An 11,922-nucleotide genomic window follows, 5' to 3' on the forward strand; every position below is an offset into this window, starting at 1 on the left:
TCTTTCGACAACCCTTTATCAATATTAGTATCCTGCTGCTTTGTCATCCCCTCGAGGGTCAGCACCAGTTTGTAGTTTGCCATTCGGCAAAACCACAATATTTTCAACACGTCCGATAGGACCTCTTTTATTGATTCCATAGCCATCTTTCTGTAAGCTTGCGCGCGTCTTTGCATCAATTGCTTTTTCTTCTACGTCGATGTAATCTGGTTTCCATTGATGGTGAAACCGCGGCGCAGAAACAGATTCCTGTGCGGTCATATCGAATTCTAATACATTCAAAATCGTTTGGAAAACAGAGGTTATGATGGTAGAACCACCAGGCGTTCCGACCACCATCTTCAGCTTCCCATCTTTCTCGATAATCGTCGGAGTCATCGCGCTTAGCATACGCTTGCCGGGTTCTACGGCATTGGCTTTGCCACCTAACAAGCCATACATATTTGGTGTACCAGGCTTCACGGAGAAATCGTCCATCTCGTTATTCAACAAAAAGCCAGCGCCTTCCACCCAGACTAATGCCCCATAAGACCCATTGATAGTGGTGGTCAATGAAACTGCATTGCCATCCTTGTCTACTATGCTATAATGCGTTGTTTCTTCCGATTCATATCCCGGGAATTTCGCCGCCTTCACCTCATCGCTAGGCGTTGCACGCTTCAAGCTAACCTTTGCCATGCGATCTTGGTTAAACTTCGCATCCGTTAGGTTGGCTACCGGTACGCTATAAAAGTCAGGGTCGCCTAAGTGAGTAGCGCGGTCGGCATATACGCGGCGTTCGGCTTCCACCATCGCGCGTACAGTGCTGTCGTGTTGAAAGCCCCATCTTGCTAGGGGATATTTTTCAACAGATTGCAATAGCGCCATTAATGCTACGCCGCCACTTGAAGGTGGGGGCATAGAGATAACTTTGTAGCCTTTATAGTTGCCCACAATAGGGGTTCTCCAAACGGCTTGGTAGTTTGCAAGATCCTCCAGACTGATGATACCATTGCCTTTCTTCATCTCGGCAACGATGTATTCCGCTGTTTTTCCTTTATAAAAGCCATCACGACCTTGGTCTGCAATGCGTCTTAGTGTTTCCCCTAATTCTTTCTGCACAAATAAATCTCCCGCTTTCCATTCAGCGTCACGAATAATAGCTGCGCCATTAGGATTGTGTTTTTTAAAGCGCTCTTGGTATCGGTTGAATTCTCCTGCCTGCTGCGCCGTAATCGGGAATCCTCCCTCGGCCAACTCGATAGCAGGCTGCAAAAGTTCTTTCCAGCTTAAGCTGCCATATTTTTTGAAAGCTTCCTCCATGCCGGCAACTGACCCGGGAACACCGGCAGCCAATTGTCCGTAAAGACTCAAGTCTGTAATCGGATTACCATCCTTATCCAAATACATATCCCGATGTGCTTTTGCAGGTGCTTTCTCACGAAAATCAAGAGAGTTTACTAAACCTGATTTATCGCGATAAACCATGAACCCACCTCCTCCGAGGTTACCCGCATTGGGATAAACAACGACTAATGCGAATTTAACAGCAATAGCAGCATCGACCGCATTTCCTCCTTTTTTAAGAATAGCAACTCCCACCTCTGATGCGATAGGATGTGCGGTTACCACCGCGCCGTTTTTATATTCTTGCTGATCTTGGGCCTGCTGTTGAGTAACAGAACAGGAACCTAGAAAGAAGGCGATGAATAATAAGTAAAATATATTAGGTAATTTCATGTGCTAAAGATATTAAATTTGGCCCTATTACTTGAATATATTAACCCTCAAATAACAATCTGAACGCATGAAATACCTTTTTATCATCCTTTTGAGCTCCCTTTCTTTAACACTCTCGGCGCAGACTATCAAAGTCCTGAGCTACAATATCCACCATGCAAATCCGCCGGCCAAGCCAGGTGTTATTGATTTGCCGGCTATTGCGAAAGTGATTGTCGACTCCAAAGCTGAGATCGTGGGGATTCAAGAAGTCGATATCCATGTGTCTAGGTCGGAGATGGTCAATCAAGCGGAAAAGCTTGCTGAATTGACTGGAATGGACTATTATTTTTCCAAAGGTATTGACTTGGAAAAGGGATACTATGGCACGCTAATTCTCTCTAAACATAAGATTGTAGGCAAGAGAAGATATGATCTGCCTATGCCGGTAAAAAGTGAAAATAGATCTTTGGCTATCGTTGATGTAGAATTGCCAAATGGCAAGCGTGTTTCCCTAGCGAATACACACCTTGATCTACATGAAGAAAATAGAATCGCTCAGGCACATTTTATCAACGAGCTGGCCGAGCTATATAGCAGCCCTCTAATTCTTGTTGGTGATCTGAATGCTAAACCCGGATCCGAACCTATCAAGCTGTTGGAGCAGTTCTTCGTAAGAAATACCACATCCAATGTGCCTACCTCTCCGAATGTCAATCCGCGCAATGAAATAGACTACATTATGCTCCTTGATAATGTTAAGTTCAAATGGAAATCGTATAAAGTGATACCAGAGCATGAGGCCTCTGATCATTTGCCCTTATTTGCAGAGATAGAGATTCAATAGATAAAAACTATGAGAAGCTATTTCAGCTTCTCATTGTTTTTATGTCGCTCGCTATCGCGTTTAGTCTTTTTATCTAAGTTTTTGGTCAAGGCATCGGTCAGATCAATACCCGTTTGATTAGCTAAACAGATCAGCACAAAAAGGATATCCGCCATTTCATCGGCAAGATTTACTTCCTCATCCGATTTCTTAAAAGATTGCTCTCCATATTGCCGAGCCATAATACGCGCCACTTCACCGACCTCCTCCATTAACATCGCTGTATTGGTTAGTTCATTGAAATAGCGTACTCCCGTGCTATTTATCCATTTATCTACTATGGCTTGCGCTTCTGCTATCGTCATATCTATTTCCTTTAGAAGTTGTCTTTATCTTTAGTATTCATGATAATCGTAACGGGGCCATCATTGCGCAGGTCGATTTTCATATCAGCACCGAAGATTCCCAGCTGCGCCGGCTTGCCCAGCAAATCCGATAGGTAAATTCCCATCGCCTCATACATAGGCTTCGCAATATCGGGCTTTCCCGCGCGAATGAACGAAGGTCGATTGCCTTTCTTCGTCTGTGCAAACAAGGTGAACTGCGATATCAGCAAAATATTGCCTTCAATATCCTGTATGGACTTATTCATTAGTCCCTGCTCATCCGAGAAGATACGTAGGTTCACTAACTTCTGTCCCAACCACTCCATATCTGCCTTTGTATCTCCTTCTTCTACACCCAGAAATACCAATAATCCTTGCTCAATTTCTCCCGTTATCTTATTGTCTACCGTGCAGCTCGCATGGCTCACTCGTTGTATTACTGCTCGCATGCACTAAAAGTAAAAAGATAATAACGATTTGCCAATCCTTAGAACCTAATATTCAATCCTAACATAAAATTAGTCTCTGCCTGTGGGTAGTAAAAATTATAGTAATCTCGCGTTCCTTTGCTTTCAAACTTCTGCCCCCAAGTGTAACCAGTTGTCTCGTACTTGCTGTTGAAGATGTTGTTCACCGTCAAATTCAAGTCGATACGCTCGATTCCTAATGCTGAAAAGCTATAAATACCCTGAATATTGTTCACAAAGGAAGGATCGATACTACGTTCCTTTGCTCCGCTATTGTCCAAGTAGAGTCTAGAAACATATTTGCTCAACAAACTAAAAGATAAAGCATCCGTAGGTTTGTATGTGAAGATATTCGATAGAACAGCTGCAGGTGACTTCGCAATTGTAGTCGATTTATAGAAAATCTCTTCCTCGCCGACATAATTCCAATCGTTCTCATTATCATAGACCAGAATTTTCTCCGTGAAGTTCTTGATCTTATTCTGACTCAATGCTGCGGTCACTCCCCAAACGAACTGTGAATTAATATTCCAGGCAGCATCCAATTCAAAACCAATCCGATAACTATCCTCCACGTTCTGGCGCAATGCCGCTCCGACATCATTAAGTGCTCCAGTAGGAATCAACTGATTCTTGTAAAACATCCCATATACATTCGCGCCAATATTGAACTGCTGATCTCTAAAGCGATAACCCGCCTCTACATTCTGCATTTGTTCCGGCTTCGGGAATTCATTCAATGGGTTCTCTACGTAGTCCGAACGCTTTGGCTCTTTGCTCGCAAAAGCATAGGATGCATAAAGATTACTGTTCGAATTGATGAAGTAGGTCGCTCCAACCTTCGGATTAAAGAAGTTGAGCTTGTCTTTGAAATAAAGATGTTTTACTTTATCATCGTCCCCTTCTCCTAAGTAGTAAATATTTCTGTACTGCAAATCCACGTTAAACAACCAATCATCCAATCGATAATCGGCCTTCACAAAGAAATTGAAGTCGTTTTTATCGGCCTCATTGTAATAATAACGATCGCCTAAATTACTGTCTGATGCATACCGCGCCCAAATAACCTCGCCATAATGCTTCCCTCGATATTGATTATATGCACCGCCAAAGATGAAACTCAGGTTGCTGTTCGCTCTGTAGTTTGCAGAATAGGTCGCCCCATAGAAGTGATTGTCTAACCAGCGACGGCGAATGAGGTCTGATCGGCTGATCGTATCTTGCCCATGAAAGAGCGTGTCCATGCCGTAACGAATCATTTTATCGTTCGGACGGAATTCCTCATAGAAGCCTGCGCCACGCGTATAATGCAACGCTGCATTGAGATTCAGTTTGTCGCTCGCTTCAAACGTGTATTGCAAATGGGCATGCGTTTGCGTGTAATTATCGGTTTGATTGTCATACGTATAATAATTAAACTTTCGGCCTTCCTCTTTCAAACGGTTGACTTCTTCGGGGCTGTACAATTCCATCGCCGCAGCATATTCGTTCAGTCTACTGTAGTCTCCGGTAATCAAAGGCTCCGGCGTACCATACCATGACTGATAGGTCTTTTCTTTTCCAGAAAAAACTGTGGCTTTTAGAATGTGCTTGTCGGTGTACAATCCTCCATCAACATAGAAAGACTTTAAATCTGAGCTTGCCCGATTTATATAGCCGTCAGACGCTACGCGAGATAATCTTGCATTGAAAGCATATTTATTATTAATTAATCCCGAACCTACTTTTAAAGTGTTCTTCCAGGAGTTGTACGACCCGATGGAGTTATTCAATTCCGCATATGGCTCCACTTCAAGCGCATCCGTCTGAATATTTAGAGAAGCACCGAAGGCGCCTGCTCCATTGGTGGAAGTACCGATACCACGCTGTACCTGGATACTTTGCACAGAAGAAGCAAAATCCGGAAGATTCACAAAGAAACTGCCCATGCTCTCTGCATCATTTAAGGGTATACCGTTTAGGGTGATATTGATACGTTCGTTGTCCGATCCACGTACCGTCATGCTCGTATAGCCAATTCCAGCGCCCGCGTCTGAGCTAACAACAACCCCCGGAGTTTGATTGATCAGGAAAGGAATATCCTGGCCCAAGTTGTTCTTGCGGATTTCTTCCTTATCAATGTTCTTATAAGTTGTTGCTGCGTTTTCTTTTGCGCGAGTTGCCGTTACGAAAACCTCCTCAGTTACGAATGAACTTTCTTTTAGTTGAACATTCAAACTGGTTTGCTCGCTTGGATTAATCTGTATAGAATAATTTTGATATCCAAGAAATGTTACCTGTAATAAATAATTTTTTGTAGCTAAATTACTAAAAACAAACAGCCCATTTTGGTCTGTTTTACCCGTTTCCGAAGCTAATTTTACCGTAGCTCCCGCTAGTGGTTCTTGGTCTTTGTTACTGACTTTTACTGTCAATGCATGTTGCGCAAAACCCAACATGATCAGGTGGCAAAAGGCAACTGTCGCCCATACCTTTTTTAACATAATGTTTGTTTGTGTAAATGAGTTAAACTTCACTATTGCAAGGGGTTACAATAGCCCTTATTTAACCGCCCACTCCCTACGCTGGCATTATCCAGATCAGGTACGCACTGCCTTTATCAGAGCCGTGCTGGGTATAATCTCAGCCTTTATTTGTGTTGTCGAACAACAAGGCACCCCTATTTGATGGTACAAAATTAACCTTTTAATACCTTTAAACAAAATCGATCCTTTACTGTAACAAATTTGTAATTATTGTTTTATTAGTTAACATTTGTTGAAATTTTTGTAAATTTACTGTTATATAACCCTCCGGGGGTGGATTACGCTAACTTTAACAAAACGGTTTTAAAAAATTTATGAAGTATTATGCTGCTGATATTGTATTTCCAGTAACTGGCCCTGCAATAAAAAAAGGGATCGTAGCAATGGACGACCATGGAACTATTAAAGGGATTTACAACCAAGGTGAAGTCGACGATTCAAAAGTAGAATTTCTGAAAGGAGCCCTAATTCCTGGCTTCGTAAATGCACACTGTCATCTTGAACTTTCGCATATGGAAGGCGTTGTCCCGCAACACACCGGATTACCACAGTTCTTAATGAAGGTAATGACCGAACGTGGGGCGAAAGATAAGGCCGTTGACGAGGCTATGAAAGCTGCGGATAAAGCGATGTATGAAAATGGAATACAAGCTGTGGGTGACCACGCGAACTCCTCACTATCCGCTAAAGTGAAAGAAAATAGTCCGATGCTGTATCATACTTTTGTCGAGGTGATGGCATTATCTAATGACGATGTAGAGGCGCGGATTGATCAAGCAAAAGAAATTGAATTCCATTTCGATTACAAAAGATCTTCTATTACGCCGCATGCACCGTACTCATGCTCAAAAACCTTATTCAAAACCTTTAAGAAAGCCGTTGGAGAAGATAATATCATCAGTATTCATAATCAAGAAAGTGATGAGGAAAACAAACTTTTTAGATATAATAAAGGCGAATTCCTAGACTTCTATGAGAAAATGAAACTTTCTGTGGATGGTTTCCGTGCGCAAGCTAGAAACTCGCTGCAGTCTTTCTTACCATATATTCCAACAAAGAATAAACTAATCTTAGTTCACAATACATACACTTCCATCAAAGATTTAGACTTCGTTGATCGCATGGGCAGAAAGGTATATTTCTGTTTGTGTCCAAAAGCAAATCTATACATCGAGAACAAGCTTCCTAAAGTGGAAAACTTCCTATTGGGAGGTCATGAAATCGTAATTGGTACGGATAGTTTGGCATCCAACACATCGTTAGATATATTGGATGAACTAAAAGTACTTCATGCGGAATATCCACATCTTGATTTTAATGAAACTATCAAATGGGCTACTATTAACGGTGCGAAAGCATTGAATATTGACCATGAATTAGGATCCTTAGAGGAAGGTAAAAAACCGGGTCTTGTTCTGTTAGAAGGCATGGAAAGCTTTAAACTAGATCAGAAAATTAAAGTTAAACGAATCCGATAGCTTTTTCTAATTCTTCTTTTACCTTTGTAACCATGAAGCATTTGAATGTCTTGGTCAAAGGAAAAGTACAAGGGGTGTACTTTCGTGCCTCTACGAAAGCGGTTGCTGATCAGTTAGGCGTAAAGGGGTTTGTATTAAATCAGCCTGACGGAACCGTCTATTTGGAGGCCGAAGGAGATGCCATCGCCTTAGATTTACTGCTAGACTTTTGTGACGAAGGCCCAGCCGAGGCGGAAGTTACCGGTGTAGAGGTTACTGAGACAACAGAACTGAAACATTTCAAGAACTTCGAAGTCATAAAAAAAATTAAGTAAGGTGTCGGTAGTAAAGAAATTTATAAGCGATACGGCGATATATGGTCTTACCACCATATTATCCCGTATGCTTAGTTTTTTAATGACCCCACTGCTGACAAAGAAGTTCGCGACAGCAGTGTACGGCGTTTTTACCAATCTATATGCCTACGCTTCCATGATCAATGCGATCCTTGCATTTGGAATGGAAACCACCTTTTTCCGCTACCTGCAAAAGGTGGAAGGCGACAAGCAGAAAGTTTTTGATACCAGTTTCTTCGTTACGATAATAAGTAGCGCTTTGTTCGTGCTCACCGTTCTGACCTTTGCCAACCCGATTGGCTATTGGTTGAGCAACGGGGAGAATGTTGCCGAATATGTCACCTTCGTAAAATATTTTGCTGTTATTCTTGCCGCAGACGCGCTTGCCGTGGTGCCCTTTGCTAAACTGCGTGCAGAAGGTAGACCCATCAAATATGGCGTTATTAAGATCGCCAATATCCTGATCTACGTCTTTTTTATCTTGTTTTTCCTCTATTTCTTGCCTTATCTGACAGCGGAATATACCTTTTGGAAGGAGTTTGCTTCGGGTTGGTTTCGAGAAGGATGGCTAGGGAATGTTTTCATAGCAAACCTAATCGCATCCGTAGTTACCCTGGTGATGCTGATACCACAGATGATCAGTTTCAGATTCCGTGTGGATGGCGCGCTCATCAAGCAGATGTTAAGCTATACTTTTCCTATTCTGATTGCGAATATTTCCTTCATCATCAACGAGAATCTAGATAAGATGATGCTGCCCCGTCTTATTCCTGGCGAAAGGGGAGATAGCGAATTGGGTATCTATGGAGCCGTGGCTAAAATTGCTGTATTCTTGAATCTATTTGTAACGGCTTTTCGTTTGGGCGCAGAGCCTTTTTTTTTCAGCTATTCGAAAAACGAAAACGCAAGGAAAACCTATGCCATGATCATGGAATATTTTATTATTGCGATGTTGGTCGTAATGGTTGGTATCTGTGCTAATATTGACTGGTTAAAGCATTTCATTCCGAGCAAAGAAGGCGGTGAGCAAAACTACTGGTCGGGACTGTTTATTGTTCCCGTATTGCTCCTAAACTACGTTTTGTTGGGTATTTACATGAATTTATCCGTATGGTATAAGCTGTCTGATCAGACGAGATATGCGCTTTATATTTCGGGTATCGGCGCATTGGCGACCATTATATTGAACTTTGCCCTAATTCCAACCTACTCTTATGTGGGCGCTGCTATATCTACTACGATTACTTATTTACTGATGGTTACACTTTCCTATGTGTGGGGGCAAAAGAACTACAGTATACCTTATAATGTGAAGAAAATTGCAGGCTATATGCTTTTGGGGGTAGCCTTAGCGTTTGCAGCATTTCATCTGCACTTTTGGATCGGAAACGTCTTGTTTATCGTATTCCTCAGCATAGTAGCCTACTTGGAAAAGAATATGCTGTTGAAAGTGTTGCGCAGAAGGTAACTGCAGAGAATCCACTTTTTGCTTGCTCAACTCGAACATTGCCAAAAGATTTCTTGGAAAAAGAATAGCAATAAAAAAGTCGCTTTTTAAGCGACTTCCTCAGCAAAATTATGCTTTATTTCTTCTAAGACTTCGATGATTTCATCGTACTTCATCAGCTCCACCAGTCTCATTCTGTATTCTTTAAAATTAGGAATGCCTTTGAAATAGTTGGCATAATGCCTTCTCATTTCGAAGATGCCCGTTTTGTCGCCTTTCCATTCGATCGACTTCGTCAAGTGCGTGCGGCAAACTTCAACACGCTCGGCAACGGTAGGTCCATCCAGTCGCTCGCCTGTTTCGAAAAAGTGCTTCACCTCGCGGAAAATCCAAGGGTAACCAATGGATGCACGGCCGATCATAATACCATCCACCTCGTATTCCTGACGCCAAGCCGCTGCTTTATCGACTGAATCCACATCGCCATTCCCGAAAATAGGAATCTTGATGCGCGGATTGCGTTTCACATCGCGAATCATAGACCAGTCTGCCTGTCCTTTATACATCTGCGCGCGCGTTCTACCGTGGATAGATAAGGCTTTAATACCGATATCCTGAAGACGCTCTGCAACTTCATACACATTCTTTGTACTATCGTCCCAACCTAAGCGTGTTTTTACAGTAACGGGAAGATGTGTAGCCTCAACAACTGCTTTGGTCATCGCTACCATCTTATCAATATCTTGCAATAAACTAGCGCCAGCACCACGACAGGCTACGTTCTTTACCGGACATCCATAGTTGATATCGATTAAATCCGGATTAGCCGCCGAACAGATCTCTGCAGATTGACGCATATGCTCAATATCAGATCCGAAGATCTGAATCCCGATAGGGCGCTCATACTCGAAAATATCCAACTTCTGTCTCGATTTCGCTGCATCACGAATCAATCCCTCCGAAGAGATGAATTCCGTGTACATCATATCAACCCCATTTTGTTTACACACAAAGCGGAACGGTGGATCACTCACATCTTCCATCGGAGCTAGCAACAATGGAAACTCCCCTAAATCAATATGTTCACCAATCTTTACTGACATGCTTGTTGAAAATTTTTACAAAGGTAAGCAAAATTCTTATTTCCTTGCCAAACTGCCCTCGAGTGGCATAGATGGGAGATTCAGCTGACAATCACTTTCTTCAAAAACGATGTCGGTCCTGGACATGCTCGACACAGAACCCTTTCAAACCCAATACAGACCCAATACAAACCCCTTTCAAAAGCGCTTCGACAGGGGTTTATATGGGGTTTCAAAAGGCTCAAGATAGGATCTGTGTCCTAGCACATATAAACTAGTCTTTATTCACTTTGTCTGTAAATTCCTGAATAGCCAACATCGGGTTTTCTGTTTTCATAAAGTTTTCGCCGATCAGAAATGCCTGAAACCCTGCTTTCTTCAATTCGTTGATGGTTTGAGGGTCTGAAATTCCACTTTCGGAAACCTTGATGTATCGGTTCGGGATTTTGTTTACAAGATTATAGGAGTGGTCCAGCGAAACGACAAAGTCTTTCAGATTGCGGTTATTTACGCCAATGGCGTCGATCGTATCAAATAGACTTTTGTTTAATTCTTCTTCATTATGCACTTCCAAAAGTACATTTAGACCGAGTGATTTTGCATAGCTGGAGAGGCTTACGATCTCCTCGTTGCTTAAACAAGCTGCTATCAATAGGATGATATCGGCGCCGTAAGCTTTTGCTTCAGTAATCTGGTATTCGTCTACGATAAATTCCTTGCGCAATAACGGGATTTGCAGAACCTCGCGTGCTTCCGTCAAATCTTTTAGATCGCCTTGAAAGAAATCTTTGTCGGTTAATACGGAGATCGCTGATGCTCCAGCTTCTTGGTAGCCTTTAACAACTTCCTGTACCGAATCGCGCCCGTTTATCAAACCCTTAGATGGGGATGCGCGCTTGTATTCGGCAATAATTCCCGATCGCTCTGGGTGTAAAATAGACTCGCGAAGGTTGTAGCATTCTCTTTGAAATAGCGGATAGGATTTTAGCTCTTCGCTGGATACATTCGCTTTTGCTTCGGCAACTTCCTCTCTTTTGCGTTCAACTATTGTATCTAATATCGTCATGATGTATTCTGCTGATGATTGTTTTGGTTTATGATGGGTTAATCCTTTAACCAGTTTTCAATTAAGATTTTACCATTGTCGGTCAAGATTGATTCCGGGTGAAATTGCATTCCTCTCACATCATATTCTTTATGCGATAATGCCATGATGACACCGGAAGGATCAACAGCTGTAATTTTTAACGATTCGGGTAAAGTTTTATCCTCTACCGCCCAGGAATGGTATCTTCCAATTTTTGAATCGGACGGGAAATTCTGAAATAATTTTTCCTCAGGGTCTGTGATGTGTATGCTTGTCGCAACACCATGTAAAGGCTTCGGCATATTGTACAGCGTGCCGCCGAAAACTTCGGCAATGGCCTGCTGCCCTAGGCAAATTCCAAGAATGCTTTTGCTGGGCGCGTAGGTGCGGATGACATCCATCAATAGACCGGCTTCCTCAGGGATGCCCGGCCCAGGCGATAATAATATTTTGTCGTATTGTTCGACGTCTGCAAGTTCAAACTTGTCGTTGCGAACGACCACGTAAGCTGTGTTCAATTCCTGTAGAAGGTGAACGAGATTATAGGTGAATGAATCGTAATTGTCGATTACTAAAACTGGCTTGCTCATG

General features: G+C 42.4%; 11 protein-coding genes. 4 read left to right on the top strand and 7 right to left on the bottom strand.

Going from position 1 to position 11,922, the window contains the following annotated elements:
* Positions 1 to 24: 24 nt before the first annotated feature.
* The gene (gene ggt, locus DSM08_RS02590) at positions 25 to 1,719 is read right to left on the bottom strand and encodes a gamma-glutamyltransferase (RefSeq protein WP_149524676.1); all 1,695 of its coding nucleotides are present in this window, start codon (positions 1,717 to 1,719) and stop codon (positions 25 to 27) included.
* Between the two features lie 67 nt (positions 1,720 to 1,786).
* Between ggt and DSM08_RS02595 the strand changes: the two genes are divergently transcribed.
* Positions 1,787 to 2,545, top strand: coding sequence for an endonuclease/exonuclease/phosphatase family protein (locus DSM08_RS02595; protein ID WP_149524677.1), 759 nt, complete (start codon positions 1,787 to 1,789; stop codon positions 2,543 to 2,545).
* 17 nt (positions 2,546 to 2,562) lie between these two features.
* On the opposite strand, the gene DSM08_RS02600 is transcribed toward DSM08_RS02595, so the two are convergent.
* From DSM08_RS02600 to DSM08_RS02610, 3 genes are read right to left on the bottom strand one after another with little or no spacing between them, the layout of a single operon-like run.
* Complete coding sequence (locus tag DSM08_RS02600; RefSeq protein ID WP_149524678.1) at positions 2,563 to 2,889, bottom strand: nucleotide pyrophosphohydrolase; 327 nt, start codon at positions 2,887 to 2,889, stop codon at positions 2,563 to 2,565.
* A gap of 11 nt (positions 2,890 to 2,900) precedes the next feature.
* On the bottom strand, positions 2,901 to 3,359 hold the full coding sequence (dtd, locus tag DSM08_RS02605; protein ID WP_149524679.1) for a D-aminoacyl-tRNA deacylase: 459 nt from the start codon (positions 3,357 to 3,359) through the stop codon (positions 2,901 to 2,903).
* A gap of 38 nt (positions 3,360 to 3,397) precedes the next feature.
* Entirely contained in the window at positions 3,398 to 5,860 is a 2,463-nt protein-coding gene (locus DSM08_RS02610; protein WP_149524680.1) for a TonB-dependent receptor, read from the bottom strand.
* Positions 5,861 to 6,216: 356 nt separating this feature from the next.
* On the opposite strand from DSM08_RS02610, the gene DSM08_RS02615 reads away from it, so the two are divergent.
* The 3 genes from DSM08_RS02615 to DSM08_RS02625 are packed head-to-tail and all read left to right on the top strand — an operon-like array spanning position 6,217 to position 9,183.
* Positions 6,217 to 7,380: an amidohydrolase family protein gene (locus DSM08_RS02615; protein WP_149524681.1), complete on the top strand. Its 1,164-nt coding sequence runs from the start codon at positions 6,217 to 6,219 to the stop codon at positions 7,378 to 7,380.
* A gap of 32 nt (positions 7,381 to 7,412) precedes the next feature.
* Entirely contained in the window at positions 7,413 to 7,694 is a 282-nt protein-coding gene (locus tag DSM08_RS02620; protein ID WP_149524682.1) for an acylphosphatase, read from the top strand.
* Between the two features lies 1 nt (position 7,695).
* A complete protein-coding gene (locus tag DSM08_RS02625) occupies positions 7,696 to 9,183 on the top strand; it encodes an oligosaccharide flippase family protein (RefSeq protein ID WP_149524683.1) in 1,488 nt (495 codons plus the stop codon).
* 86 nt (positions 9,184 to 9,269) lie between these two features.
* Here the strand turns inward: DSM08_RS02625 and dusB are convergent, their stop codons facing one another.
* The 3 genes from dusB to DSM08_RS02640 form a co-directional block, all read right to left on the bottom strand.
* The gene (dusB, locus tag DSM08_RS02630) at positions 9,270 to 10,265 is read right to left on the bottom strand and encodes a tRNA dihydrouridine synthase DusB (RefSeq protein ID WP_149524684.1); all 996 of its coding nucleotides are present in this window, start codon (positions 10,263 to 10,265) and stop codon (positions 9,270 to 9,272) included.
* A 253-nt stretch (positions 10,266 to 10,518) separates the two neighbouring features.
* Positions 10,519 to 11,310: an indole-3-glycerol phosphate synthase TrpC gene (trpC, locus tag DSM08_RS02635; protein ID WP_149524685.1), complete on the bottom strand. Its 792-nt coding sequence runs from the start codon at positions 11,308 to 11,310 to the stop codon at positions 10,519 to 10,521.
* Between the two features lie 38 nt (positions 11,311 to 11,348).
* Positions 11,349 to 11,921, bottom strand: a complete 573-nt coding sequence (locus tag DSM08_RS02640) for an anthranilate synthase component II (RefSeq protein ID WP_149524686.1) — start codon at positions 11,919 to 11,921, stop codon at positions 11,349 to 11,351.
* Position 11,922: the final 1 nt, after the last annotated feature.

The sequence above is a fragment of the Sphingobacterium hotanense genome (assembly GCF_008274825.1).
GTDB lineage: Bacteria > Bacteroidota > Bacteroidia > Sphingobacteriales > Sphingobacteriaceae > Sphingobacterium > Sphingobacterium hotanense.

Bases quoted from the DNA above. Each gene is read 5' to 3' on its own strand.
- ggt (WP_149524676.1), bottom strand. From the start codon at position 1,719: ATGAAATTACCTAATATATTTTACTTATTATTCATCGCCTTCTTTCTA.
- DSM08_RS02595 (WP_149524677.1), top strand. From the start codon at position 1,787: ATGAAATACCTTTTTATCATCCTTTTGAGCTCCCTTTCTTTAACACTC.
- DSM08_RS02600 (WP_149524678.1), bottom strand. From the start codon at position 2,889: ATGACGATAGCAGAAGCGCAAGCCATAGTAGATAAATGGATAAATAGC.
- dtd (WP_149524679.1), bottom strand. From the start codon at position 3,359: ATGCGAGCAGTAATACAACGAGTGAGCCATGCGAGCTGCACGGTAGAC.
- DSM08_RS02610 (WP_149524680.1), bottom strand. From the start codon at position 5,860: ATGTTAAAAAAGGTATGGGCGACAGTTGCCTTTTGCCACCTGATCATG.
- DSM08_RS02615 (WP_149524681.1), top strand. From the start codon at position 6,217: ATGAAGTATTATGCTGCTGATATTGTATTTCCAGTAACTGGCCCTGCA.
- DSM08_RS02620 (WP_149524682.1), top strand. From the start codon at position 7,413: ATGAAGCATTTGAATGTCTTGGTCAAAGGAAAAGTACAAGGGGTGTAC.
- dusB (WP_149524684.1), bottom strand. From the start codon at position 10,265: ATGTCAGTAAAGATTGGTGAACATATTGATTTAGGGGAGTTTCCATTG.
- trpC (WP_149524685.1), bottom strand. From the start codon at position 11,310: ATGACGATATTAGATACAATAGTTGAACGCAAAAGAGAGGAAGTTGCC.
- DSM08_RS02640 (WP_149524686.1), bottom strand. From the start codon at position 11,921: ATGAGCAAGCCAGTTTTAGTAATCGACAATTACGATTCATTCACCTAT.